This is a genomic window from Streptomyces cynarae, from assembly GCF_025642135.1.
Classification (GTDB): Bacteria; Actinomycetota; Actinomycetes; order Streptomycetales; family Streptomycetaceae; genus Streptomyces; species Streptomyces cynarae.
Map to the genome: position 1 here is coordinate 6,188,577 of NZ_CP106793.1, position 26,277 is coordinate 6,214,853.

General features: G+C 71.2%; 18 protein-coding genes and 4 pseudogenes. 18 read left to right on the forward strand and 4 right to left on the reverse strand.

Annotated elements, in window-relative coordinates; all coding sequences use genetic code 11:
• Positions 1-139 precede the first annotated feature (139 nt).
• The 8 genes from recG (at position 140) to mutM (ending at position 7,886) form a co-directional block, all read left to right on the forward strand.
• Positions 140-2,356, forward strand: coding sequence for an ATP-dependent DNA helicase RecG (recG, locus tag N8I84_RS28200; protein WP_263232265.1), 2,217 nt, complete (start codon positions 140-142; stop codon positions 2,354-2,356).
• 100 nt (positions 2,357-2,456) lie between these two features.
• A complete protein-coding gene (gene rsmD, locus N8I84_RS28205; RefSeq protein ID WP_263232266.1) occupies positions 2,457-3,044 on the forward strand; it encodes a 16S rRNA (guanine(966)-N(2))-methyltransferase RsmD in 588 nt (195 codons plus the stop codon).
• A 26-nt stretch (positions 3,045-3,070) separates the two neighbouring features.
• Complete coding sequence (coaD, locus tag N8I84_RS28210; protein ID WP_200422737.1) at positions 3,071-3,550, forward strand: pantetheine-phosphate adenylyltransferase; 480 nt, start codon at positions 3,071-3,073, stop codon at positions 3,548-3,550.
• 122 nt (positions 3,551-3,672) lie between these two features.
• A complete protein-coding gene (locus N8I84_RS28215; protein ID WP_263232267.1) occupies positions 3,673-4,728 on the forward strand; it encodes an ATP synthase F0 subunit B in 1,056 nt (351 codons plus the stop codon).
• A gap of 184 nt (positions 4,729-4,912) precedes the next feature.
• Entirely contained in the window at positions 4,913-5,557 is a 645-nt protein-coding gene (locus N8I84_RS28220) for a YceD family protein (protein WP_263232268.1), read from the forward strand.
• Positions 5,558-5,559: 2 nt separating this feature from the next.
• Positions 5,560-5,733 (forward strand): 50S ribosomal protein L32, encoded by a 174-nt coding sequence (gene rpmF, locus N8I84_RS28225; RefSeq protein WP_003951102.1) that lies wholly within the window; start codon positions 5,560-5,562, stop codon positions 5,731-5,733.
• Between the two features lie 19 nt (positions 5,734-5,752).
• A complete protein-coding gene (rnc, locus tag N8I84_RS28230; protein WP_263232269.1) occupies positions 5,753-6,580 on the forward strand; it encodes a ribonuclease III in 828 nt (275 codons plus the stop codon).
• A 445-nt stretch (positions 6,581-7,025) separates the two neighbouring features.
• A complete protein-coding gene (mutM, locus tag N8I84_RS28235) occupies positions 7,026-7,886 on the forward strand; it encodes a bifunctional DNA-formamidopyrimidine glycosylase/DNA-(apurinic or apyrimidinic site) lyase (RefSeq protein WP_263232270.1) in 861 nt (286 codons plus the stop codon).
• Here the strand turns inward: mutM and N8I84_RS28240 are convergent.
• Entirely contained in the window at positions 7,859-8,260 is a 402-nt protein-coding gene (locus N8I84_RS28240; protein WP_263232271.1) for a winged helix-turn-helix transcriptional regulator, read from the reverse strand. The genes mutM and N8I84_RS28240 overlap by 28 nt on opposite strands.
• Before the next feature lie 135 nt (positions 8,261-8,395).
• Between N8I84_RS28240 and N8I84_RS28245 the strand changes: the two genes are divergently transcribed.
• Positions 8,396-8,980, forward strand: coding sequence for a flavodoxin family protein (locus tag N8I84_RS28245; protein WP_263232272.1), 585 nt, complete (start codon positions 8,396-8,398; stop codon positions 8,978-8,980).
• An 89-nt stretch (positions 8,981-9,069) separates the two neighbouring features.
• Here N8I84_RS28245 and N8I84_RS43185 read toward each other — a convergent pair.
• A pseudogene (locus N8I84_RS43185) lies at positions 9,070-10,034 on the reverse strand (CAP domain-containing protein).
• 139 nt (positions 10,035-10,173) lie between these two features.
• Here N8I84_RS43185 and N8I84_RS28255 point away from each other — a divergent pair.
• The 4 genes and pseudogenes from N8I84_RS28255 to N8I84_RS28270 all read left to right on the forward strand — a co-directional run bounded on the left by N8I84_RS28255 (position 10,174) and on the right by N8I84_RS28270 (position 16,489).
• The gene (locus tag N8I84_RS28255) at positions 10,174-10,455 is read left to right on the forward strand and encodes an acylphosphatase (RefSeq protein WP_263232273.1); all 282 of its coding nucleotides are present in this window, start codon (positions 10,174-10,176) and stop codon (positions 10,453-10,455) included.
• 376 nt (positions 10,456-10,831) lie between these two features.
• Positions 10,832-11,038 (forward strand): hypothetical protein, encoded by a 207-nt coding sequence (locus tag N8I84_RS28260; protein ID WP_200422604.1) that lies wholly within the window; start codon positions 10,832-10,834, stop codon positions 11,036-11,038.
• Positions 11,039-11,248: 210 nt separating this feature from the next.
• Positions 11,249-14,811: pseudogene (gene smc / locus N8I84_RS28265) on the forward strand (chromosome segregation protein SMC).
• A 259-nt stretch (positions 14,812-15,070) separates the two neighbouring features.
• A complete protein-coding gene (locus N8I84_RS28270) occupies positions 15,071-16,489 on the forward strand; it encodes a sugar porter family MFS transporter (protein ID WP_263232274.1) in 1,419 nt (472 codons plus the stop codon).
• Between the two features lie 136 nt (positions 16,490-16,625).
• On the opposite strand, the pseudogene N8I84_RS28275 reads toward N8I84_RS28270, so the two are convergent.
• A pseudogene (locus N8I84_RS28275) lies at positions 16,626-17,602 on the reverse strand (LLM class flavin-dependent oxidoreductase).
• 136 nt (positions 17,603-17,738) lie between these two features.
• On the opposite strand from N8I84_RS28275, the gene ftsY reads away from it, so the two are divergent.
• The gene (gene ftsY, locus N8I84_RS28280; protein WP_263232275.1) at positions 17,739-18,941 is read left to right on the forward strand and encodes a signal recognition particle-docking protein FtsY; all 1,203 of its coding nucleotides are present in this window, start codon (positions 17,739-17,741) and stop codon (positions 18,939-18,941) included.
• Positions 18,942-19,058: 117 nt separating this feature from the next.
• Here the strand turns inward: ftsY and N8I84_RS28285 are convergent, their stop codons facing one another.
• A complete protein-coding gene (locus tag N8I84_RS28285) occupies positions 19,059-19,721 on the reverse strand; it encodes a bifunctional DNA primase/polymerase (RefSeq protein WP_263232276.1) in 663 nt (220 codons plus the stop codon).
• A gap of 448 nt (positions 19,722-20,169) precedes the next feature.
• Between N8I84_RS28285 and nsdA the strand changes: the two genes are divergently transcribed.
• From nsdA to N8I84_RS28305, 4 genes and pseudogenes are all read left to right on the forward strand, one after another.
• Positions 20,170-21,648 (forward strand): transcriptional repressor NsdA, encoded by a 1,479-nt coding sequence (gene nsdA / locus N8I84_RS28290; RefSeq protein ID WP_263232277.1) that lies wholly within the window; start codon positions 20,170-20,172, stop codon positions 21,646-21,648.
• 454 nt (positions 21,649-22,102) lie between these two features.
• Positions 22,103-23,443, forward strand: a complete 1,341-nt coding sequence (locus tag N8I84_RS28295; protein WP_263232278.1) for an ammonium transporter — start codon at positions 22,103-22,105, stop codon at positions 23,441-23,443.
• The gene (locus tag N8I84_RS28300) at positions 23,440-23,778 is read left to right on the forward strand and encodes a P-II family nitrogen regulator (RefSeq protein WP_103839971.1); all 339 of its coding nucleotides are present in this window, start codon (positions 23,440-23,442) and stop codon (positions 23,776-23,778) included. The genes N8I84_RS28295 and N8I84_RS28300 overlap by 4 nt, the downstream gene beginning before the upstream one ends.
• A 25-nt stretch (positions 23,779-23,803) precedes the next feature.
• Positions 23,804-26,244: pseudogene (locus N8I84_RS28305) on the forward strand ([protein-PII] uridylyltransferase).
• Positions 26,245-26,277: the final 33 nt, after the last annotated feature.

The following is a 26,277-nucleotide window of genomic DNA, read 5'->3' on the forward strand; positions in this document are numbered from 1 at the left end:
CGACGGCGCGGGGTCGGGCGGTCCCGGTGGGGCGGTGACCGCGGAGCGAGCCGGGGGTGGGACATCGTAGGCCCGGAACCACCCCGCTGACCAGCGGTTTTGCAAGACGTATACGGCATTGTCAGTGCAGTGGTGTGCAATGGATCTCGTGCCCGCACTGCAAGAACCGCTGAAACAGCCACTGAAGTCAGTGCTCGGCCCCGCCACCGCGAAGGTGATGGCCGAGCACCTCGGCCTGCACACCGTCGGCGACCTGCTCCACCACTACCCGCGCAGATACGAGGAGCGCGGACAGCTCACCCACCTCGCCGACCTCCCCATGGACGAGCACGTCACGGTGGTCGCCCAGGTCGCCGACGCCCGCCTGCACACGTTCGCCTCGGCCAAGACCCCCCGCGGCAAGGGCCAGCGCCTGGAGGTGACCATCACCGACGGCAGCGGCCGCCTCCAACTCGTCTTCTTCGGCAACGGCGTGCACAAGCCCCACAAGGAACTCCTGCCGGGCACCCGCGCGCTGTTCGCGGGCAAGGTCTCGGTCTTCAACCGCAGGCTCCAACTCGCCCACCCGGCCTACGAACTGCTGCGCGGCGACGACGTGGCCGAAGCGGTGGACAGCTGGGCGGGCGCACTGATCCCGCTCTACCCGGCCACGGCCAAGCTGGAGTCCTGGAAGATCGCCAAGGCGGTGCAGACGGTGCTGCCCAGCGCCCAGGAGGCGATCGACCCTCTGCCGGAGTCGCTGCGCGCGGGCCGCGGCCTGATCTCCCTCCCCGAGGCGCTGCTGAAGATCCACCGCCCGCACACGAAGGCGGACATCGCCGACGCCCGCTCCCGCCTGAAGTGGGACGAGGCGTTCGTCCTCCAGGTGGCCCTGGCCCGCCGCCGCCACGCGGACACCCAACTCCCGGCGGTGGCCCGCAGACCCAAGCCGGACGGCCTCCTGGCTGCCTTCGACGAGCGCCTGCCCTTCACGCTCACCGAAGGCCAGCAGAAGGTCTCGAAGGAGATCTTCGCCGACCTGGCGACGGAGCACCCGATGCACCGGCTGCTCCAGGGCGAGGTCGGCAGCGGCAAGACCCTGGTCGCCCTGCGCGCGATGCTCGCCGTCGTCGACGCGGGCGGGCAGGCCGCCATGCTCGCGCCCACGGAAGTGCTCGCCCAGCAGCACCACCGGTCGATCGTCGAGATGATGGGCGAACTGGCCGAGTCGGGGATGCTCGGCGGGGCCGAGCAGGCCACCAAGGTGGTGCTGCTCACCGGGTCCATGGGCGCGGCCGCGCGACGGCAGGCGCTGCTCGATCTCGCCACCGGGGAGGCCGGGGTGGTGATCGGCACCCATGCCCTGATCGAGGACAAGGTGCAGTTCCACGACCTCGGTCTGGTGGTGGTGGACGAGCAGCACCGGTTCGGGGTGGAGCAGCGCGACGCCCTGCGCGGCAAGGGCAAGCAGCCACCGCACCTGCTGGTGATGACCGCCACGCCGATTCCCCGGACCGTCGCCATGACCGTCTTCGGCGACCTGGAGACCTCCGTCCTCGACCAGCTTCCGGCCGGGCGGTCGCCGATCGCCAGCCATGTGGTGCCCGCCGCGGACAAGCCCCACTTCCTGGCACGCGCCTGGGAGCGGGTCCGCGAAGAGGTGGCGGGCGGGCACCAGGCCTACGTGGTCTGCCCGCGGATCGGTGACGAGGAGGAAGACCCCGGGAAGGCGCGGAAGTCGCCGGAGGACGAGGCGGAGAAGCGACCGCCGCTCGCGGTGCTCGACGTGGCCGGCCGGCTCGCCGAGGGGCCGCTGAAGAACCTTCGGGTCGAGGTGCTGCACGGCAGGATGCAGCCCGACGACAAGGACGCGGTGATGCGCCGGTTCGCCGCCGGCGAGACCGACGTCCTGGTCGCGACGACGGTCATCGAGGTGGGCGTCAACGTCCCGAACGCCACCGTGATGGTGATCATGGACGCCGACCGCTTCGGGGTCTCGCAGCTCCACCAGCTGCGCGGCCGGGTCGGGCGGGGCTCGGCGCCCGGGCTGTGCCTCCTGGTCTCCGAGATGCCGGAGGCGAGCGCGGCCCACAGGCGGCTGACCGCGGTCGCGTCCACGCTCGACGGCTTCGAACTCTCCCGGCTCGACCTCGAGCAGCGCCGCGAGGGCGACGTTCTCGGCCAGGCCCAGTCCGGCGCCCGCACCTCGCTGCGCATGCTCGCCGTCATCGACGACGAGGAGATCATCACCCAGGCCCGCGAGGAGGCCGCGGCGGTGGTGGCGGCCGACCCGGGCCTGGAGCACCTGCCCGGGCTGCGCACGGCACTTCAGGCCCTGCTGGACGACGAGAGGGAGCAGTACCTGGAGAAGGGGTGACCTCGTCGCTCCCCGGGCGGGCGTGCTCGGGGCCTGGCGTGGCTGAGAGACTGAAGACGTCACCGCACGCAGACCGACAAGACCGACAAGGACCGAAGAGATGACCCGCGTGATCGCCGGTCGCGCCGGCGGGCGCCGGCTCGCCGTTCCGCCCGGGCACGGGACCCGCCCCACCTCCGACCGGGCGCGCGAGGGTCTCTTCTCGACCTGGCAGGCCCTCCTCGGCGGCCCGCTGGACGGCGAACGGGTGCTCGACCTGTACGCCGGCTCCGGCGCCGTCGGCCTGGAGGCCCTGTCCCGCGGCGCCGGCCACACCCTGCTTGTCGAGGCCGACGCCCGCGCCGCCCGCACCGTCCGTGAGAACGTCAGAGCGCTCGGCCTGCCCGGTGCCGAAGTCAGGGCGGGCAAAGCGGAACAGATCATCCGGACATCGGCGCCGGCGGACCCGTACGACATCGTCTTCCTCGACCCGCCGTACGCCGTGTCCGACGACGATCTTCGCGAGATTCTGCTCACACTCCGCTCGGGGGGCTGGCTCGCGGCCGATGCCCTCGTCACCGTGGAGCGCAGCACCAGAGGCGGGGAATTCCGGTGGCCTGACGGCTTCGACGCGATCCGGGCCCGTCGCTACGGCGAGGGCACGTTTTGGTACGGTCGCGCCGCCTCTACGTGCGAAGACGCACGATGACCGGACTGGAGAGCGAGGGATCACAAGTGCGCCGCGCCGTCTGTCCCGGGTCGTTCGACCCGATCACCAACGGACACCTCGACATCATCGCCCGCGCCTCCAAGCTGTACGACGAGGTGTACGTGGCGGTGATGATCAACAAGGCCAAGAAGGGCCTGTTCGAGATCGACGAGCGGATCGACCTGATCCGTCAGGTCACCGCCGAGTTCGGGAACGTCACCGTGGAGTCCTTCCACGGCCTCCTCGTCGACTTCTGCAAGCAGCGCGACATCCCCGCCATCGTCAAGGGCCTGCGCGCCGTCAGCGACTTCGACTACGAGCTGCAGATGGCCCAGATGAACAACGGCCTCTCCGGTGTCGAAACCCTCTTCGTCCCCACCAACCCCACCTACAGCTTCCTGTCCTCCTCGCTCGTCAAGGAGGTCGCGGCCTGGGGCGGAGACGTCTCCCACCTGGTGCCCCCGATCGTCCTTCAGGCCCTCGACCAGCGCCTGAAGAAGGACTGAGCGGTCCTTGGCGGGACCCCCGAGAACCTGACGGACCGTCATCCGGTGTCGGGTGGGGCGGCAGGGGCCGTACAGTCGATCCGTCCGTCTCCAACACATCCGTAGAGAGTGGCGAGCACACGGTGGACGTGCAGAAGAAGCTCGACGAGATCGTCGCGATGGTCACCAGCGCCCGGTCCATGCCCATGTCGGCGTCGTGCGTGGTCAACCGCGCCGAACTGCTCGCGATGCTCGAAGAGGTCCGCCGGGCGCTGCCCGACTCCCTGGCCGAGGCCCAGGAGCTGATCGGCGACCGGGAGCAGATGGTGGAGCGGGCCCGCCAGGAGGCCGAGCGGATCATCGAGAGCGCGCACGCCCAGCGCGGCTCCCTGATCTCCGACACCGAGGTCGCCCGCCGCTCCCAGGCGGAGGCCGACCGGATCCTCGCCGAGGCCCGCCAGGAGGCCGAGGAGATCCGCGCCGAGGCCGACGACTATGTCGACTCCAAGCTCGCCAACTTCGAGGTCGTCCTCACCAAGACGCTGGGCTCGGTCGGCCGCGGCCGCGAGAAGCTCCTCGGCACCGGTCCCGGCCTCGACGAGAACGGCTACGAGGACGAGGACGCCCCCGAGCGCAGCCACGACCCGGAGACCCTGCGCCGCGACGCCGACGCGTACGTGGACGCCAAGCTCGGCGCCTTCGAGGCCGTCCTCGCCAAGACCCTGGATGCCGTCGGCAAGGGCCGCCAGAAGCTGCACGGCCGGATCGCCACCGACGACCTCGGCGCGCTGGCCGGCGACACCACCACCGTCCAGCACACCAGCGACGCCGACTACCTCGCCGACCTCGCGGCCCTCGCCGACACCCCGGACCCGGCGCCCGCGATCCCGGCCCAGCAGACGGAGCCGGCCTACGCACAGGCGCAGGACCCGTACGGCTACCAGCAGCCCGACCAGTACGGTTACCAGCAGACGTACGCCCAGCAGGACGCCTACGGCTACCAGCAGGCCGACCCGTACGCCGCCTACCCCCAGGCCGGGGCCTACGACCAGCACCAGCAGCAGGCCGCGTACGACCAGGGGCAGAGCCAGCAGGCATACGGCGGGACAGGCGCCCTCGACGAGACCAGCCTCTTCGACACCAGCATGATCAGCGCCGAGCAGCTGCGGGCCTACGAACAGGAACGCGGCGGTCACTGAGCGCTTCGACGCATGCGGCCCGGAACCCCTTCGGGCGGACCGGATTGGGCCGAGAGCGGAAGGTCCAGTATCCTGGCTCTTCGGTCGCGCGTACGCACACGCTGTTTCGTAGACGTCCGCGATCACCGCTGCCCGGGAACACCGGAGGGCAGCGTCCCCCGAGCTTCGAAGACCGAAAGCAGGAATGGCCCTGAACGCCCGCCTCGACCACCGCAACCCCCTCGTGTTCGACACGCACGAGCTGGGTCGGCGGCCTGGTGCGCTTCAGCGCCTGACCCGCACGGTCGACGCCCCGAAGGACTTCGGTATCCGCGGGGTCATCGGAGTGCCGGAAGGCGCCCCGGTGGAGCTCGAACTCCGTATGGAGTCGGTCATGGAAGGGGTGCTCGTCACGGGCACCGCCCGTGCCACGGCCGAGGGGGAGTGCGTAAGGTGTCTGGAGCCGGTCGAGCTGGAGCTCGAAGCGGACTTCCAGGAACTGTTCTCGTACCCTGACGCCGACGACCGGGGCCGTGTGATCGCGGAACCGGGCGACGACGCCGAGGACGACGAGGACAGGTTCTTCCTCGAGGACGGACTCTTCGACCTCGAACCTCTGCTGCGCGATGCGGTGGTGCTCGCACTGCCGATGCAGCCGGTGTGCCAGGAAGACTGTCCGGGCCTGTGCTCCGAGTGCGGGGCACGGCTCGCGGACGACCCGGACCACCACCACGACGCCGTCGACATCCGTTGGGCGGCACTGCAGGGATTCGCCGACTCATCCCAGAGTGGCGACAAGGACGATACGAGCGGCGCCGAAGCGGGCGTCGACGAGAAGCAGGAGAAGTAGCCGTGGCTGTTCCGAAGCGGAAGATGTCGCGCAGCAACACGCGCCACCGCCGGTCGCAGTGGAAGGCTGCGGTCCCCACCCTGGTCGCGTGCGAGCGCTGCCACGAGCCCAAGCAGCAGCACATCGCGTGCCCGTCGTGCGGCACCTACAACAAGCGCCAGGTCCTCGAGGTCTGAGCGGCTGGTGAGAGGTCTGATGTCTGACGCCAAGGCGGACCCAAACGCCAGGAAGAAGGCGGACAACACAGCCTCGTCCCACACGCTTCTGGAAGGGCGGCTCGGCTACAAGGTCGAGTCCGCCCTTCTGGTGCGTGCGCTGACCCACCGCTCCTACGCGTACGAGAACGGCGGTCTGCCGACGAACGAGCGCCTGGAGTTCCTCGGGGACTCCGTGCTCGGCCTCGTCGTCACCGACACGCTGTACCGCACCCACCCCGACCTGCCCGAGGGCCAGCTGGCCAAGCTGCGGGCCGCGGTGGTCAACTCACGTGCGCTGGCGGAGGTGGGCCGCGGGCTCGACCTCGGCTCCTTCATCCGGCTCGGCCGGGGCGAGGAGGGCACGGGCGGCCGGGACAAGGCGTCCATCCTCGCCGACACCCTCGAAGCGGTGATCGGTGCTGTCTATCTCGACCAGGGGCTGGAATCGGCGGCGGAGCTGGTGCACCGTCTGTTCGACCCGCTGATCGAGAAGTCCTCGAATCTCGGCGCCGGCCTGGACTGGAAGACCAGCCTCCAGGAGCTGACCGCGACCGAGGGGCTCGGCGTTCCCGAGTACCTGGTCACGGAGACCGGCCCGGACCACGAGAAGACCTTTACTGCTGCCGCCCGCGTCGGAGGCGTCTCGTACGGCACCGGCACCGGCCGCAGCAAGAAGGAGGCGGAGCAGCAGGCCGCGGAGTCGGCCTGGCGCTCCATCCGCGCCGCTGCGGACGAGCGTGCCAAGGCGGCGGCGGAGGCGGGGGCCCCCGACGGGACCACCGAGACCGCCGCCGCGGCTCCGGCCAGCGACACGGCTACGGCCTGATTCCACGGCCTGATTCCTTCATCACGGCCCCTGCCCCGGCACCTGTGCCGGGGCAGGGGCCGTTTCATGGAACGGCCGAGCCGGGAGGCGTGCTGAGACGCCCGAACACGCTTCGAACTCCCGAAGACGCTTCGGAACGCCCGAAGACGCTGCGACGATGTCCGCGTCTCCGTGATGTCCGCGAACTCCGCGATCTCGGCGATCTCCGCGATCTCGGCGATCTCGGCGATCTCCGCGACGTCGCCGCAGGAGCGCTGAGGCAATACCCCGCCGGGCGAGCGGTACGGCCGGCGTCCGCTCCCGCGTGCGCCGCGCCGGCCCTTCCGTGCCGGTACGCACTGGCCGTCGGCGCCTTCGTCCCGCCGTTCCGGACGGGGCGTCACCCGTTCCGGACCAAGAGGTACGCTGCGGACGTCGCCCCCTGTTCACCCCTTCGGAGGAGTCCGTGCCCGAGTTGCCCGAGGTCGAAGTCGTGCGGCGCGGGCTGGAGCGCTGGGTGGCCCACCGGACGGTGGCCGAGGTGGAGGTGCTGCACCCGCGGTCCGTCCGCCGTCACCTGGCCGGCGGTGACGACTTCGCGCACCGGCTGAAGGGGCAGCGCATAGGCACCCCCAGCCGCCGCGGGAAATACCTCTGGATTCCCGTCGACACCACGGGTACGGCGATCCTCGCCCACCTCGGCATGAGCGGTCAGCTCCTCGTCCAACCGCACCAGTCGCCGGACGAGAAGCACCTCAGGATCCGGGTCCGCTTCGACGACGCCCTCGCCACCGAGCTGCGCTTCGTCGACCAGCGCACCTTCGGCGGCCTCTCGCTGCATGAGACCGCCCCCGACGGGCTGCCCGACGTCATCGCGCACATCGCCCGCGACCCGTTCGACCCGCTCTTCGACGACGAGGCCTTCCACCAGGCACTGCGCCGCAAGCGCACCACCATCAAACGGGCCCTGCTCGACCAGTCGCTGATCAGCGGCGTCGGCAATATCTACGCGGACGAGGCGCTGTGGCGCTCCCGCATCCACTACGAGCGCCCCACCGCCGGCTTCACGCGCCCCCGTACCGCGGAACTCCTCGGTCACATCAGGGACGTGATGAACGCGGCGCTCGCCGTCGGCGGCACCAGCTTCGACAGCCTCTACGTGAACGTCAACGGCGAGTCGGGCTACTTCGACCGGTCGCTGGACGCATACGGCCGCGAGGGCGAGCCCTGCCGGCGCTGCACCACGCCCCTGCGCCGCCGCCCGTGGATGAACCGCTCCAGTTACTTCTGCCCGAGCTGTCAGAGGGCGCCGCGCGTATCGTCGTAACGCTCGCGGGCCGCCAGGACATCGTCCATCCGGCCCTCCACGCAGTGGATGAGGGCCAGCAGGCGCTCGGCGACCTCGCGGCCCAGGGGGGTCAGTTCGTAGTCCACCCGCGGCGGGTTGGTCGGCTGGGCCTCGCGGTGCACCAGACCGTCGCGCTCCAGCGCATGCAGGGTCTGGGACAGCATCTTCTCGCTCACGCCGTCGACCCGGCGGCGCAGCTCGTTGAAGCGCATCGAGCCCTCGTACAGCGCGCCGAGCGTGAGTCCGCCCCAGCGGCCCGTGACGTGCTCCAGCGTGCCGCGCGAGGGGCATGCCTTGGCGAACACGTTGTAGGCGAGGTCCTGTTCCTCCGCGCGCTCCTGGGTGCTGTTCATGCTCCAAGCGTACGCGAGTGCAGCGCTAACCACCAGGTTGCACTAACCAAAAGTTAGTGCTTTCCTTGGGTCACCGCCGGTGAGCTGCGCGCTTTGTCGTGGCCGCCGTTTCATGACCTCTGAGGAGAGCGAACCGTGACCACCCCTGTTGTCTCCATCGCCTACCACTCCGGCTACGGCCACACCGCCGTCCTCGCCGAAGCCGTACGGGACGGCGCCGCGGACGCCGGCGCCCAGGTCCACCTGATCAAGGTCGACGAGATCACCGAAGAGCAGTGGGCGACCCTCGACGCCTCGGACGCGATCGTCTTCGGCTCGCCGACCTACATGGGCACCGCGTCCGGCACCTTCCACGTCTTCGCCGAGGCGTCCTCGAAGCGGTGGTTCGGGCAGGACTGGAAGGACAAGCTGGCCGCCGGCTTCACCAACTCCGGGTCCAAGAGCGGCGACAAGCTGCACACCCTGCAGTTCTTCCAGATCCTGGCCGCGCAGCACGGCATGAACTGGGTCAACCTCGGTCTGCACCCCGGCTGGAACGTCAGCACCGGCTCCGAGCACGACCTCAACCGCCTCGGCGTCTTCGCCGGTGCCGCCGCCCAGACCAACAACGACGAGGGTCCGGAGGCCGTCCACAAGGCCGACATCGCCACCGCCCGGCACCTCGGCCGCCGCGTCGCGGAGGCGGCGCGCGTCTTCACGCTCGGCCGCGCGGCCGCCTGAGCCGCCCGCACACAGCCGTGCCCCGCCCCGGACACCCCGGGCGGGGGCACGCGCGTACTGCTGTACGGCTGCGGTAGTACAGGAGTGCGTCAGTAGCCGAAGTCCTGCGTCCACCAGGGGCCGCCGGAACCGAAGTGCACTCCGACGCCCAGCGTCGTGAAGTCGCAGTTCAGTATGTTCGCCCGGTGGCCGGGGCTGTTCATCCAGGCGTCCATGACGTCCTGCGGGGTGGCCTGGCCGCGGGCTATGTTCTCGCCGCCCAGGTCCGTTATGCGCAGCGCGGCCGCCCGCTGCCACGGGTCCTTGCCGTCGGGGTCGGTGTGGTCGAAGAAGTTCCGCGCGGCCATGTCCTCGCTGAACGCCTCCGCCAGCTTGCGCAGCGGGCCGTTCGGGGTCACCGGGGAGCAGCCCACCTTGGCCCGCTCCTGGTTGACCAGCTTGAGCACCTCGGCCTCGGCGGCGGCCTCGGAGGTCACCTTCTGGGCCGGGATAGTCCCCGGCTTCTTCGTGGGCTGCTCGGACGGCGGCGCGGCCGTCGCCGTGCTCCCTGTCGCTGTGGGGGACGGTGTCCCCGTGGGCCGGGTCGTCGGCGCCGCCGAGGACGCCGAGGGGGCGGAGGGGTCGCGGTCGCCGCCGGCGTGGGCGAGCGGTCGGCGTCACGGCTGGTGGACGAGGACCCGCGGGAGTCCGCGGTGCCGCTCGTGCCGCCCTGCTGGGTGGCGAAGCCCGACGGGGTGGTGCCGCCGGCCTGCGCATCGCCGGAGTCACCGCTCACCGAGAAGTGGTTCCCGCCGGGCAGCACCCCGGTGGCGACCGCCACGGTGCCCAGCGCCACGGCGGCGGAGACGCCCAGCAGGCCCGTGCGCACCGGCGTCGCGGCCTTCTTCCTGCGGTGCGAGCGGGTCGCGCGCCGCTCGGCCTCCAGGACCGCGGCGAAGCCGTAGAGGTTCTCCGGACCGTAGCGTTCCGGCGGAGTGTCGTAGCTCTCTGTGACCCTCTTGGCGCGGCCCCCCGTGGCGGCGCGTCCGGCGGCGGAGCGTCGGTGGCGTCCCATTGCTGGCCTTCCTGGTCTTGCGGTCGGCGCAACTCACACGATCGTGTGAGTTTCACGTGAGAGTTATGGGTGGGGACGGTACCGCATCGCGCACGGGGCGGATGTGCCGGGAGGGACATTGGCCGGTTAGCGTGCACCCATGAACGACGACGCACGGCTGGTGGCGTGGGTGCGCGGACGTGTCCAAGGGGTGGGTTTCCGCTGGTTCACCCGGGCCAAGGCGCTGGAGATCGGCGACCTGAGCGGTTTCGCTCTCAATCTGGACGACGGACGGGTCCAGGTGGTCGCCGAGGGGCCCCGGAAGGGGTGCGAGCGTCTGCTGGAGTGGCTCCGGGGCGACGACACACCCGGGCGTGTGGACGGAGTCACTGAGATTTGGGACACGCCCCGCGGCGGCTACGACGGCTTCGCGATCCGCTGAGCCGGAGCCCGAAGACCCCCGCCGCAAAGCGCGGGGACGTGCCACCGGCATCTGCCCCGAGCGGAAAGGTGCTGGTGGTTGCCAAGAACGGCTTGTCGTGGCAGGCTCCGCGGGTAAGGATGATCTCCACGCCCGCAGGGGCCCGAAGAAGCCGCAGCGCCGCCCCTCAGGGCCGCGCGCCCCTGGTTTGCCCGCCGGCGCAGGGCGTGATCGTGTTGACCGTCAAACTTTTTGGTGAGACGCTGAAAGCCCCGCGCACCTTAGCTGTTTGGCATGGAAGCACGGCGTAGAACTCACCATGCCGGGCACCGCGGGTGCGAATCCCTCACGACCCACACCGCATCGGTCGGTCACTCATTGTGGAGGACCATCCATCATGGCAAAGGCGCTTCTCGGTTACGTCGGCGGCTCCGACCCGCGACTCCTCGCCGAGATGCGACGGCTTCAGCAGCGCGTCCAGGAACTCGAAGCCGAGCTCGGACGGATCCAGGCGGAGAACGACGCGCTGTCCTCGGCTGCCGCTTCTCATGACAGGATCATGGAGAGCGTCGACGCACACCAGGCGGAGCCTGCGCTCACCTGATCACTGCATCACGCCACGGCACACGCAGTGGTCGGGCTGCCCGTACCCACCGCTGATGTTGTCAGAATTGCAAGGGACGCCTCGGCGTCCCTTCTTTCTTGCCCCCGCGCACCCCTTCGCTGTCTTTAACGGATGGTGTGCCCTGCGCGTTCAGGGGTGAAACCGCGGGTTCATGGAGTGAGACAGACCCGGACGGTAGAGTCCAGCGGCGTGCACCTCAAGGCCCTGACCCTCCGCGGCTTCAAGTCGTTCGCCTCGGCGACCACGCTCCGGTTCGAGCCGGGCATCACGTGCGTCGTCGGCCCGAACGGCTCGGGCAAGTCCAACGTCGTGGACGCGCTCAGCTGGGTCATGGGCGAGCAGGGAGCCAAGTCGCTGCGCGGCGGCAAGATGGAGGACGTCATCTTCGCCGGCACCACCGGCCGCCCGCCGCTCGGCCGCGCCGAGGTGTCGCTGACCATCGACAACTCCGACGGTGCCCTCCCGATCGAGTACTCGGAGGTCACCATCACGCGGATCATGTTCCGCAACGGCGGCAGCGAGTACCAGATCAACGGCGACACCTGCCGTCTCCTCGACATCCAGGAACTCCTGTCCGACTCCGGCATCGGCCGCGAGATGCACGTGATCGTCGGCCAGGGCCAGCTCGACTCCGTGCTGCACGCCGACCCCATGGGCCGCCGCGCCTTCATCGAGGAGGCCGCGGGCGTCCTCAAGCACCGCAAGCGCAAGGAGAAGGCGCTCAGGAAGCTGGACGCCATGCAGACGAACCTCGCCCGCGTCCAGGACCTCACCGACGAGCTGCGCCGCCAGCTGAAACCGCTCGGCCGGCAGGCGGCGGTGGCCCGCCGGGCGGCCGTGATCCAGGCTGACCTGCGCGACGCCAGGCTGCGCCTGCTGGCCGACGACCTCGTCCGGTTCCGGGAGGCCCTGAAGGCCGAGATCGCCGACGAGGCCGCGCTCAAGGAACGCAAGGACGCCGCCGAGGCCGAGCTGAAGAAGGCCCTGCAGCGTGAGGCGCTCCTGGAGGACGAGGTACGGCAGCTGACGCCGCGTCTGCAACGGGCCCAACAGACCTGGTACGAGCTGTCACAGCTCGCGGAGCGGGTGCGGGGCACGATCTCGCTGGCCGACGCCCGGGTCAAGAGCGCCACCTCCCAGCCGCCGGAGGAGCGGCGCGGACGCGACCCCGAGGACATGGAGCGCGAGGCCGCCCGCATCCGCGAACAGGAGGCCGAACTCGAAGCGGCCCTGGAGGCCGCCGAGCGCGCTCTGGAGGACACGGTCGCGCACCGCGCCGAGCTGGAGCGCGAACTGGCGCTCGAGGAACGGCGCCTGAAGGACGTGGCGCGCGCCATCGCGGACCGGCGTGAAGGGCTCGCCCGACTGAACGGGCAGGTGGGCGCCGCCCGTTCACGCGCGGCCGCCGCCCAGGCCGAGATCGACCGGCTGGCCGCCGCGCGCGACGAGGCACAGCAGCGCGCCGTTGCCGCCCAGGAGGAGTACGAGGCGCTGAAGGCCGAGGTCGACGGCCTGGACGCGGGCGACGCGGACCTCGCGGAGCGGCACGAGACGGCCAAGGCCGCGCTCGCCGAGGCGGAGACCGCCCTCACCGCCGCACGCGAGGCGGCCACGGCGGCCGAACGAGGGCGCGCCGCCACCCAGGCCCGGCACGAGGCCCTGGCCATGGGCCTGCGCCGCAAGGACGGCACCGGCGCCCTGCTGAACGCGAAGGACCGCCTGGCCGGCCTGCTCGGCCCGGCCGCGGAACTGCTGACCGTGACCCCGGGCCACGAGGCCGCCCTCGCGGCGGCCTTCGGCACGGCGGCGGACGCCCTCGCGGTCACGGACCCGGCCTCGGCCGCCGACGCGCTCCGCCTGCTGCGCAAGCAGGACGGGGGACGGGCGGCGCTGCTGGTGGCGGGGGCGCCTCAGGAGCCGGCGGACGTGCGCGGCAGCGGCGGTGCCGACGGGCATCCCTTCGCCGCCGATCTCGTCCGCGGTCCCGCCGACCTCATGCCCGCCGTACGCCGGCTGCTGCGCGGCATCGTCGTCGTGGGCACCCTCGAGGACGCCGAGGAGCTGGTCGGGGCGCGACCCGAGCTGACCGCCGTCACCGCCGAGGGCGATCTCCTCGGGGCGCACTTCGCGCACGGGGGGTCCGCCGGGGCGCCCAGCCTGCTCGAGGTGCAGGCCTCCGTCGACGAGGCCGCCGCGGAGCTGGAGGAACTCGCCGTGCGGTGCGAGGAGTTGGCCGAGGCGCAGCGGTTCGCGGGAGAGCGGCGCAAGGAGTGTGCCGCGCTCGTCGAGGAACTGGGGGAGCGGCGCAGGGCCGCCGAGCGGGAGAAGTCCCAGGTCGCCCAGCAGCTGGGCGGCTCGCCGGGCAGGCGCGCGGGGCCGCCGGGGAGGCCGAGCGCAGCGTGGCCGCCGCCGCGCGCGCCCAGGAGGCGCTCGACAAGGCCCTGCAGGAGGTCGAGGAACTCGCCGAGCGGCTCGCCGTCGCCGAGGAGATGCCGGTCGAGGAGGAGCCCGACACCTCCGTACGCGACCGCCTCGCCGCCGACGGCGCCAACGCGCGGCAGACCGAGATGGAGGCCCGCCTCCAGGTCCGCACCCATGAGGAACGCGTCAAGGGCCTGGCCGGACGCGCCGACTCCCTGGACCGGGCCGCACGCGCCGAACGTGAGGCACGCGCACGTGCCGAGCAGCGGCGCTCGCGGCTGCGCCACGAGGCGGCCGTCGCCGAGGCCGTCGCCTCCGGCGCCCGGCAGCTCCTCGCCCACGTCGAGGTCTCCCTGAGCCGGGCGGAGGCCGAGCGCGCCGCCGCCGAGGCGGTCAAGGCACGCCGGGAGGAGGAGCTGGCGGCGGCCCGCACGCACGGCCGCGACCTCAAGGCCGAGCTGGACAAGCTCACCGACTCCGTCCACCGCGGCGAGGTGCTCGGCGCCGAGAAGCGGCTGCGCATAGAGCAGCTGGAGACCAGGGCGCTGGAGGAGCTGGGCGTCGAGCCGACGGTCCTGGTCACCGAGTACGGCCCCGACCAGCTCGTACCGCCGTCCCCGCCCGCCGAGGGCGAGCAGCTGCCCGAGGACCCGGAGCATCCGCGCAATCAGCCCCGTCCGTTCGTGCGTGCCGAGCAGGAGAAGCGGCTCAAGGCCGCCGAACGCGCCTACCAGCAGCTCGGCAAGGTCAATCCGCTCGCCCTGGAGGAGTTCGCCGCGCTGGAGGAGCGCCACAAGTTCCTCAGCGAGCAGCTCGACGACCTGAAGAAGACCCGCGCCGACCTGCTTCAGGTGGTGAAGGAGGTGGACGAGCGCGTCGAGCAGGTGTTCACCGAGGCCTACCGGGACACGGCCCGCGAGTTCGAGGGCGTCTTCAGCCGGCTGTTCCCCGGCGGCGAGGGCCGGCTGGTCCTGACCGACCCGGACAACATGCTCACCACGGGCGTGGACGTCGAGGCGCGGCCCCCGGGCAAGAAGGTCAAGCGGCTCTCCCTGCTCTCCGGCGGCGAGCGGTCGCTGACGGCCGTCGCCCTGCTGGTGTCGATCTTCAAGGCCCGGCCCAGCCCGTTCTACGTGATGGACGAGGTCGAGGCGGCGCTCGACGACACCAACCTGCAGCGGCTGATCCGCATCATGCAGGAGCTGCAGGAGGCCTCTCAGCTCATCGTGATCACGCACCAGAAGCGGACGATGGAGGTCGCCGACGCGCTGTACGGCGTCTCCATGCAGGGCGACGGTGTGTCGAAGGTCATCTCGCAGCGGCTCCGCTAGACGGCTGCCCCCTACACCAGTTGCCACCTGCACGTTTTCACATCTTCAACACTTGAACGCAACCTCTCCTACGCATGCCTCAAAGGTCACAGATTCGCGCTATTGACTTCGAAACTTGAAGGCATAGTCTCTGCAACGTTGCTTTTATCTTCAGATATGAGCGGCGTTAACGAGTACTCCCCGGGTACTTGCAACGCCAGCCATACCCGAGAGGGCTCACCCACCCCCGGCAGCGTTGCCGGTGGCTCGAGGAGTACACGTGACCAGCACAGCGCAGGCATCCAGGACAGGAGCCGGTACGGCTCACCCCGATCATCTCGGGCACGTCATCTTCATCGCGGCGGCCGCCGCGATGGGCGGCTTCCTCTTCGGCTACGACAGCTCCGTGATCAACGGCGCCGTCGAGGCCATCCGGGACCGCTATGACATCGGCTCCGCAGCGCTGGCCCAGGTGATCGCGATCGCCCTGATCGGCTGTGCCGTCGGCGCCGCGACCGCAGGCCGCATAGCGGACCGCCTCGGCCGCATCCGGGTGATGCAGATCGCGGCGGTTCTCTTCGTCGTCAGCGCGGTCGGCTCCGCCCTGCCCTTCGCCCTGTGGGACTTCGCCCTCTGGCGTGTCATCGGCGGCTTCGCCATCGGCATGGCCTCCGTGATCGGCCCCGCCTACATCGCCGAGGTCGCCCCGCCCGCCTACCGCGGCCGGCTCGGCTCCTTCCAGCAGGCCGCGATCGTCGTCGGCATCGCCATCTCGCAGCTGGTCAACTGGGGCCTGCTCAACGCCGCCGGCGGCGACCAGCGCGGCAAGCTGATGGGCCTGGAGGCCTGGCAGGTCATGCTCGGCGTCATGGTCGTCCCGGCCCTCCTCTACGGCCTGCTCTCCTTCGCCATCCCCGAGTCCCCCCGCTTCCTGATCTCCGTCGGCAAGCGTGAGCGCGCCCGGGAGATCCTCGCCGAGGTCGAGGGCCAGGGCACCGACCTGGACGCCCGCGTCACCGAGATCGAGCAGGCCATGAAGAGCGAGCACAAGTCCAGCTTCAAGGACCTGCTCGGCGGCGGCTTCTTCTTCAAGCCGATCGTCTGGGTCGGCATCGGCCTGTCGGTCTTCCAGCAGTTCGTCGGCATCAACGTCGCGTTCTACTACTCCTCGACGCTGTGGCAGTCGGTCGGCGTCGACCCGACGGACTCGTTCTTCTACTCCTTCACCACCTCGATCATCAACATCGTCGGCACCGTGATCGCGATGATCTTCGTGGACCGCATCGGCCGCAAGCCGCTCGCGCTCATCGGCTCCATCGGCATGGCCGTCGGCCTCGCACTGGAGGCCTGGGCGTTCTCGTTCCACCTGGTCGACGGAAAGCTGCCGAGCACCCAGGGCTGGGTCGCCCTGATCGCCGCCCACGTGTTCGTCCTCTTCTTCGCCCTGTCCTGGGGCGTGGTGGTCTGGGTCATGCTCGGCGAGATGTTCCCGAACCGGATCCGCGCCGCCGCCCTGGGCGTGGCCGCCGCCGCGCAGTGGATCGCCAACTGGGCCATCACCGCGAGCTTCCCCTCGCTCGCCGACTGGAACCTGTCCGGCACCTACGTGATCTACACGGTCTTCGCCGCGCTCTCCATCCCGTTCGTCCTGAAGTTCGTGAAGGAGACGAAGGGCAAGGCGCTGGAGGAGATGGGCTGAGCCCGACAAGAGGCTCCTCGAACTCGAGGAGAAGGGCCAAGTCCCCGCTGCCCCTCTCCTCGGACCCTGCCGCCGCCCGGCTCGGCCACTGCCCGAGCCGGGCGGCGGTGTTCTGCCGGACCCCTGTGCACGAGGCTCAGCTCTCCAGCCCGGGGAGCACCCTCTCGCAGAACAGGTGCAGGCTGCGCCAGCCCTCGTCCACCGGCATCCCGCCGGCCAGCGGATGCAGGACGTGGCTGTCCAGGCCCAGGCCCAGGCACTCCTCCGGCGTCACGATCCGGTACACGCCCTCCGCCCTCAGCTCCTCCACCGTCGTGGCCGCCGACCTGACCGCGGAGCGGACACCACGGCCGCCGGACTGCCAGGACGCGTACGTCCGCGCCTCGTGCAGGAAGTGCTTCCCGTACGCGGACCATGCCCGGTCCGGATCCTCCGCGAGGTGCAGCAGCGGCGTCCTCTCCGCGGGCATCATCGTCCAGCCCTCCTTGCCGTACTCGGCGAGCCGCTCCTTGTAGTAGGCCTCCAGCTCCGGCAGGTGCGCGCTCGGGAAGAACGGCAGGCCCAACCGGGCGGCGCGGCGGGCCGCCGCCTTCGATGAGCCGCCGACCAGCAACAGGGGGTGCGGCCGGGTGTAGGGGCGCGGGGTGACCCGTACGGTGCGGCCCCGGTAGGCGAACTCCTGACCGGTCCACGCCCTCAGCACCGTCTCCAGCAGCTCGTCCTGGAGGCTTCCGCGCCGCTCGAAGTCGACACCGAAGGAGGCGTACTCCTCGGGCCGGTACCCGATCCCGACGACGGTCACCAGCCGCCCGCCGCTGATCAGGTCGAGCACGGCGATGTCCTCGGCCAGCCGCAGCGGGTCGTGCAGCGGCCCGATCACCGCCGAGACGGTGACCGCGAGCCGCCGGGTCGCCCCGAGCACGGCACCGGCGAAGACGAAGGGCGACGGCAGCCAATTGTTCGCCGCCCCGTGGTGCTCCTCCGTCTGCACGGTGGTGACCCCCGGTCGTCGGCGTACGCGGCCATCTCCACCGCGGCCCGGTAGCGGGCGCGGAGTGAGGCGGGGGTCGCACCGGGCTCGACGAGGTTGAACCGTACGACCGAGACGGCCATGACAAGGCCCCCTTCACCTTCGCCGGGCGGGTGTGCGGGGAGGAGGTTAGCTGACGGGGCGTCAGACAACCAGGGTGTGCAGCCCCGGAGCCGCCGCCGAACGGGGCGGTGCCCGGTCGCGCATACTGGACGCGTTATGGAAACCGTCATCCTTGCTGTAGTCATCGCCGTGGTCGTGCTCGGCGCGCTCGGCGGGCTCATCGTCGGCAGCCGGCGCCGGAAGCCGCTGCCCCCGCCGCCCCCGACGACGCCCGACATCACCGCCCCTCCGGCCGAGCCGCACGTCGGCGACGAGGCCGAGACGCCGCGCGACGAGGAACGCCGGACGATAGAGGAGGTGGATCTTCCGGGCGGTGGGGCTCCCGTCGCCGTCGAGGAGCCGCCCGTCGTCGAGGCGCCCCCGATCGAGATCCCCGAGCCCACCGCCGGCCGTCTGGTCCGCCTGCGCGCCCGTCTGTCCCGTTCGCAGAACGCGCTCGGCAAGGGGCTCCTCACCCTCCTGTCCCGGGAACACCTCGACGACGAGACCTGGGAGGAGATCGAGGACACGCTGCTCACCGCCGACGTCGGCGTGCAGCCCACCCAGGAGCTGGTCGAGCGGCTGCGCGAGCGTGTGAAGGTGCTCGGCACCCGCACGCCCCAGGAGCTGCGCGGTCTGCTGCGCGAGGAGCTGCTCACGCTGGTCGGCACCGACATGGACCGCACGGTCCGCACCGAGCCCGAGTCCAGCAAGCCCGGCATCGTGATGGTCGTGGGCGTCAACGGCACCGGCAAGACCACCACCACCGGCAAGCTGGCCCGGGTCCTGGTGGCCGACGGCCGCACCGTCGTCCTCGGCGCCGCCGACACCTTCCGTGCCGCCGCCGCCGACCAGCTGCAGACCTGGGGCGAGCGGGTAGGCGCCTACACCGTGCGCGGCCCGGAGGGCGGCGACCCGGCCTCCGTGGCCTTCGACGCAGTGAAGGAAGGCAAGGAGATGGGCTACGACGTCGTGCTCATCGACACCGCAGGCCGCCTCCACACCAAGACCGGCCTCATGGACGAGCTCGGCAAGGTCAAGCGCGTCGTGGAGAAGCACGCCCCGCTCGACGAGGTGCTGCTCGTCCTGGACGCCACGACCGGGCAGAACGGCCTCGTCCAGGCCCGCGTCTTCGCCGAGGTCGTGGACATCACCGGCATCGTGCTGACCAAGCTCGACGGCACGGCCAAGGGCGGCATCGTGGTGGCGGTCCAGCGCGAGCTGGGTGTACCGGTGAAGCTGGTCGGCCTCGGCGAGGGTGCCGACGACCTGGCGCCGTTCGAGCCGGAAGCGTTCGTGGATGCGCTTATCGGGGACTGAGCGCGCCGACGCACGCGGTGCGTGCGTGACCGTACGGAGGAAGGGCCCCGTTCCATGGTGCAGCTGGAACGGGGCTCTTCCGCATCGGGGGGAGCCGGCCTTCTCGAATCGGCCGGCCTAGACGGGGGAGCGATGCGCCACATACGCCAGCGTGCCGATCAGCAGGCGCGCCGACGGGGGGCTCGTCGCGGAGTCCAGGGCGGGGGAGCGGAGCCAGCGGACCGGGCCGAGGCCGCCGCGGTCGGAGGGCGGGGCCGTGATGTACGCGCCGGGGCCCAGGGCGTGCAGGTCGAGGGCGGTGTCGTCCCACGCCATCCGGTACAGCAGGCCCGGCAGCTGCGCGGCTGACCCGGGGGCGACGAAGAAGTGCGCGCGGCCCTCCGGCGTCGCCGTCACCGGGCCGAGCGGCAGGCCCATGCGCTCCAGCCTGACCAGGGCGCGCCGCCCGGCCGACTCGGCGACCTCGATCACGTCGAACGCCCGGCCGACCGGCAGCATCACCGCGGCGCCCGGCACCTCGGCCCAGGCCTCGGTCACCTCGTCGAGTGTCGCTCCGGCGCCCACGCCGGGCGCGAAGTCCAGCGGGTGCGCGCCGGGCGCGCCGCAGTCCGACTTGCCGCAGGAGCACTGCCCGGCGACCGCCCGTGCGCCGGGCACCACGTCCCAGCCCCACAGTCCCGTGTACTCGGCCACGGCCGTGCACTCCGACGAGCGGCCCCGGCGCCGAGCACCGGAGCGGATGTCGCGGATGCCCCGCGTGCCGCCGATCGTGAAGCCCATGCCCCCTCCAACGGGTCCAGCGCGCCGGTGGTTACGCCGCGAATGCGGAATGTGACTCTGTGTTCCCGCTCATCGGTCGTCTCCGCGGAGCTCCGGGCAGCGCCCGGTTGCATCCCGGGGTGGTGCGCGGTCCGTGCGCGCCGGTGAGTGCACGCCTCCACCCGATTCCGGCTGTCATGTGTCAAGTGAATCGTGCGGAGCCCGCCCTTGGTTCATTCGAAGGGGTGGCGAATGGTGGCGTTTCTGTGTACGCCATGGCTGGACGGGTGATCGTAGGACTACTTTGAGTGCACGGTTCCTGGGAACGCATGCGCTCGTGGGTATGCCGGAGGCAAGTCGGTTCCCGTCCGAGGGGTGAGAACCGCCGGACGCGGGACCGTGGGCACCGGCATTCTGGTAGTGCTTGGCGCGCACAGCGACAAGTGGTCTGAGGGATGGGGGCGTTCCAGTGGGCGGCAGTGACGGAAGCGCAGCGAACGCTGACAAGCGCCCCAATGAGCTGCTCGCCTCGTGGTTCGTGCGCAGCGGCTGGTCCAAGGGCGAGCTGGCGCGTCAAGTGAACCGCCGGGCACGCCAGTTGGGAGCGAACCACATCTCCACGGACACCTCCCGGGTGCGCCGCTGGCTCGACGGGGAGAACCCGCGCGAGCCGATCCCGCGCATCCTGTCGGAGCTGTTCTCCGAGCGCTTCGGCTGTGTCGTCGCCGTCGAGGACCTCGGACTGCGCCCCGCCCACCAGTCACCCTCGGTGTCCGGGATCGACCTGCCCTGGACGGGCCCGCAGACCGTGGCCATGATCAGCGAGTTCTCGCGCAGCGACCTGATGCTGGCGCGGCGCGGCTTCCTCGGAACCTCGCTGGCCCTGTCCGCTGGCCCGTCCCTCATCGAGCCCGTGCAGCGCTGGCTGGTGCCGAGCCCCGCCTCCCTGCGCGAGGGCACCCCGCCCGCCTCGCCGTCCGGGCGCGCCCGCGGCCGGCTCTCCCAGCCCGAGCTGGACCTCCTCGAGACCACCACGGTGATGTTCCGCAAGTGGGACGCCCAGTGCGGCGGCGGACTGCGCCGCAAGGCGGTCGTCGGCCAGCTGCACGAGGTGACCGACCTGCTACAGGAACCGCAGCCCGAGGCCACCGCCAGGCGCCTGTTCAAGGTCGCAGCCGAGCTGGCCGAACTGGCCGGCTGGATGAGCTACGACGTGGGACTGCAGCCCACCGCGCAGAAGTACTTCGTGCTCGCCCTGCACGCCGCCAAGGAGGCGGGCGACAAGCCGCTCGGCTCGTACATCCTCTCCAGCATGAGCCGCCAGATGATCCACCTGGGCCGGCCCGAGGACGCCCTGGAGCTCATCCACCTCGCCCAGTACGGCAGCCGTGACTGTGCGAGCCCGCGCACCCAGGCGATGCTGTATGCGATGGAGGCCCGCGCCTACGCCAACATGGGGCAGCCCGGCAGGTGCAAGCGTGCCGTCCGGATGGCCGAGGACACCTTCGCCGACGCCGAGGACTGGGACGAGCCGGACCCCGACTGGATCCGCTTCTTCTCCGAGGCCGAGCTGTACGCGGAGAACTCCCACTCCTTCCGTGACCTCGCCTATGTCGCGGGCCGCAGCCCCACCTACGCCTCCCTCGCCGAGCCCCTGATGCGGAAGGCCGTCGACCGGTTCGCGGAGGACGGCGAGCATCAGCGGTCGTACGCGCTCAACCTGATCGGCATGGCCACCGTGCATCTTCTCCAGCGCGAGCCCGAGCAGAGCGCGGTGCTCACCAAGCGGGCCCTGGAGGTCGCCAAAAAGGTGCGCTCGGAACGTGTCAACACTCGTATTCGAAAAACCGTCGACACGGCTGTACGCGATTTCGGTGATCTCAGGGAGATCGTCGAACTCACCGACCACCTCGCCACCCACCTGCCCGAGACCGCCGAAGCGGTCTGAACCCTCCCCGAGCCCCAGGCTCCCAGGGCCCGAAGGCCCCGAGGACTCCGGCCGCGGCCGCCATCCCGAACCGCCCGACTCGGCTCCCCCATGCCAGGTCATCGGATGGCCGCCGCGGCCGGGCTGTTTTTCGCGCCTGAGCCGGCGCCGCTCTCGCGGAGGTGGTTGCTCGCCGTGGGGGTTGATCAATTGGTGGTCGCGGTTTCATTCGGCCGATGGTTGCGCCGCCCACCATCTGAAGGTTGCGCCACGATAACGATCAGCGTGGCCGACATCCGGCAGTTCATCAACGCGTAACACGCCGGGCGCCTTCGTCACTGCGGTGAAACATCGAGGGGCTTCGACCGAAACGGCGCTGCGTCAATCTCGTGGCCCATAACCCCCACGCCCTTATGACCGGACCGCTCTCCGGCTTCGCCCGCACGGGGCCGTACCAACCGACGAGGAGACGCCGATGGCACCAGCCGCCATCATGCTTGCGGCGGACACACCCAAGCTGTCGTCCGCCAACACAGGTTTCATGCTCATCGCTTCCGCCCTGGTGCTGATCATGACCCCGGGCCTGGCCTTCTTCTACGGAGGCATGGTCCGCGTCAAGAGCACCCTCAACATGCTGATGATGAGCTTCATCAGCATGGGCATCGTCACCATTCTGTGGGTGCTCTACGGCTTCTCCCTCGCCTTCGGCACGAACAACAGTTTCATCGGTTGGGACTCCGACTGGTTCGGCCTCCGCAAGATCGGCCTGACGGAGCTCTGGCCCGGGTACACGATCCCGATCTTCGTGTTCATGGTCTTCCAGATGATGTTCGCGATCATCACGCCGGCCCTGATAAGCGGCGCCCTCGCGGACCGTGTGAAGTTCTCGGCCTGGTCGCTCTTCATCGCGCTGTGGCTCACGCTCGTCTACGTCCCGGTCGCCCACTGGGTCTGGGGCTCCGACGGCTGGGCCTTCAAGCTCGGTGTGATCGACTTCGCCGGCGGTACCGCGGTCCACATCAACGCCGGTGCGGCGGCGCTCGGCGTGATCCTCGTCATCGGCAAGCGCGTCGGCTTCAAGAGGGACCCGATGCGTCCGCACAGCCTTCCGCTGGTCATGCTCGGCGCGGGTCTGCTGTGGTTCGGCTGGTTCGGCTTCAACGCGGGCTCCTGGCTCGGCAACGACGACGGCGTCGGCGCGCTGATGTTCGTCAACACGCAGGTCGCGACGGCCGCCGCCATGCTGGCCTGGCTCGCCTACGAGAAGATCCGCCACGGCGCGTTCACCACGCTGGGAGCCGCCTCCGGCGCGGTCGCCGGTCTGGTCGCGATCACCCCGTCCGGTGGTGCGGTCTCCCCGCTCGGCGCGATCGCCGTCGGCGCCATCGCCGGTGTCGCCTGCGCCGCGGCCGTGGGCCTGAAGTTCAAGTTCGGCTACGACGACTCCCTCGACGTCGTCGGCGTCCACATGGTCGGCGGCATCATCGGCTCCCTGCTGATCGGCTTCTTCGCCACCGGCAAGGGCCAGTCCACCGCCACGGGCGTCTTCTACGGGGACCACAGCTTCACCCAGCTGTGGAAGCAGTGCGCCGGCGTCGGCGCGGTCCTCGCCTACTCCCTGATCGTCTCCGCGGTCCTCGCCTTCCTCCTCGACAAGACCATCGGCATGCGGGTCACCGAGGACGAGGAGGTCTCGGGCATCGACCAGGCCGAGCACGCCGAGACCGCGTACGACTTCAGCGGCGCGGGTGGCGGTGTCACCGGGACCGTCGCCTCGGCCCTGGCCGCCACGGAGACCAGGAAGGTGGACGCATGAGGCTCATCACCGCCGTCGTCAAGCCGCACCGGCTCGACGAGATCAAGGAGGCCCTCCAGGCCTTCGGGGTCCACGGACTGACGGTCACGGAAGCGAGCGGCTACGGTCGGCAGCGGGGACACACCGAGGTCTACCGCGGCGCCGAGTACACGGTCGACCTGGTACCCAAGATCCGTATCGAGGTGCTGGCCGAGGACGACGACGCCGAACAGCTCATCGAGGTCATCGTCAAGGCGGCCCGCACCGGCAAGATCGGTGACGGCAAGGTCTGGTCCATCCCGGTCGAGACGGCCGTACGGGTCCGGACCGGCGAGCGCGGACCCGACGCGCTCTAGACACGCACGGAACAGGAGTCGCTGGGTGACGAGTACGGACGTACGTACGGAAGCAGAGGGCTCGGGACCCAGCGGCTACGCGGCGGCCCGGCTGCGCCTCCTCACGGGGGGCGCAGTCCGGGCCGCCGCGCCGTGCCGCTCTGTCCGACCTGACGGACGGCTGGCTCGCGGAGCTGTTCGCCGCGGGCGCCGAGGGAGTGCGCGGCGTGTCCCTGGTCGCCGTCGGCGGGTACGGCCGCGGCGAGCTGTCCCCGCGCAGCGACCTCGACCTGCTCCTGCTGCACGACGGGAGCGACAGCAAGGCGGTCGCGGCCCTCGCCGACCGCATCTGGTACCCCGTGTGGGACCTCGGTCTGGCCCTCGACCACTCCGTGCGCACCCCGGCGGAGGCCCGCAAGACCGCCGGTGAGGACCTCAAGGTGCAGCTCGGCCTGCTGGACGCCCGGCACCTGGCGGGCGACCTCGGGCTCACCGCGGGCCTGAGGACGGCCGTGCTGGCCGACTGGCGCAACCAGGCGCCGAAACGTCTCCCCGAACTCCAGGAGCTGTGCGCCGAGCGGGCCGAGCGGCAGGGCGAGCTGCAGTACCTGCTGGAACCGGACCTCAAGGAGGCCCGGGGCGGGCTGCGCGACGCCACGGCCCTGAGGGCGGTCGCCGCCTCCTGGCTCGCGGACGCCCCGCGCGAGGGCCTGGCCGACGCCCGGCGCAGGCTCCTCGACGTACGCGACGCGCTGCATCTGACCACCGGGCGCGCCACCGACCGGCTGGCACTGCAGGAGCAGGACCAGGTCGCCACCGAGCTGGGCCTGCTGGACGCCGACACGCTGCTGCGGCAGGTGTACGAGGCGGCGCGCGTCATCTCGTATGCGAGCGACGTCACCTGGCGCGAAGTGGGGCGTGTACTGCGCTCGCGCGCCGTGCGGCCGAGGCTGCGCGCCATGCTGGCCGGCGGCAAGCCGGTCGCCGAGCGGTCCCCCTGGCCGAGGGCGTGGTGGAGCAGGACGGCGAAGTCGTCCTCGCGCGCGCGCGCGCCCCGAACGCGACCCCGTGCTCCCGCTGCGCGCCGCCGCTGCCGCCGCCCAGGCGGGCCTCCCGCTCTCCCTGCACGCCGTGCGGCGCATGGCCGGCTCCGCGCGCCCCCTGCCCACGCCCTGGCCCGCCGAGGCGCGCGAGCAGCTCGTCACCCTGCTGGGCTCCGGCCGCCCGACCGTCGAAGTCTGGGAGGCCCTGGAAGCCGAGGGCCTGATCACCCGCCTGCTGCCCGACTGGGAGCGGGTGCGCTGCCGCCCGCAGCGCAACGCCGTGCACCTGTGGACCGTCGACCGGCACCTGATCGAGACGGCCGTGCGCGCCTCCGAGCTGACCCGCCGCGTCGGCCGCCCCGACCTCCTCCTGGTCGCCGCGCTCCTGCACGACATCGGCAAGGGCTGGCCCGGCGACCACTCCGTCGCCGGCGAGACCATCGCGCGTGACGTGGCCGGACGCATCGGCTTCGACCGCGACGACGTCGCCGTCCTCGCCACCCTCGTACGCCACCACCTGCTCCTCGTCGAGACCGCGACCCGGCGCGACCTGGAGGACCCGGCCACCGTCGATTCCGTCGCCGAGGCCGTCGGCTCCCAGAGCACCCTGGAGCTGCTCCACGCCCTCACCGAGGCGGACGCGCTCGCCACCGGACCCGCGGCATGGTCGACCTGGCGCAGCGCGCTCGTGACCGACCTGGTGAAACGGGTCTCCGCGGTACTGGCCGGCGACGAGCCCGCCGACCCCGAGGCCGCCGCGCCCACCGCCGAGCAGGAACGGCTCGCCGTCGAGGCGTACCGCACCGGCGGCCCGGTCCTGGCACTGCGCGCACAGACCGAGCCGCCCGCCGAGGAGCCGTCCGGCGAACCGGAACCCCTCGGTGTGGAACTCCTCATCGCCGTGCCGGACCAGCCGGGCGTGCTGCCCGCCGTGTCCGGGGTGCTCGCCATGCACCGCCTCACCGTCCGCACCGCCGAGCTGCGCGCCCAGGACCTGCCGGACGGCATGGACGGCTCGGTGCTGCTGCTCGACTGGCGGGTCGCGGCGGAGTACGGCTCCCTGCCCCAGGCGGCCCGGCTGCGCGCCGACCTCGTACGGGCCTTGGACGGCTCCCTGGACATCTCGGCCCGCCTGGCGGAGCGCGACGCGGCCTACCCGCGCCGTCGGGGCGTGGTGCCCCCGCCGCCGCGCGTGACGGTCGCCCCGGCGGCCTCCCGCCACGCGACGGTGATCGAGGTCCGCGCCCAGGACGCACCGGGGCTGCTGTTCCGGATCGGGCGGGCACTGGAGAAGGCGGGGGTGCGGGTGCGCAGCGCCCACGTCTCCACGCTGGGCGCCAACGCCGTGGACGCCTTCTACGTGACGACGGGCACGGGCGCGTCGCTGCCGGCGGAGGACGCCGTGTCGGTGGCACGGGCCCTGGAGGAGACGTTGCGGGGGTGAGGCCGGCGGGCGGGGACGTTTTCCCCGCGCGGC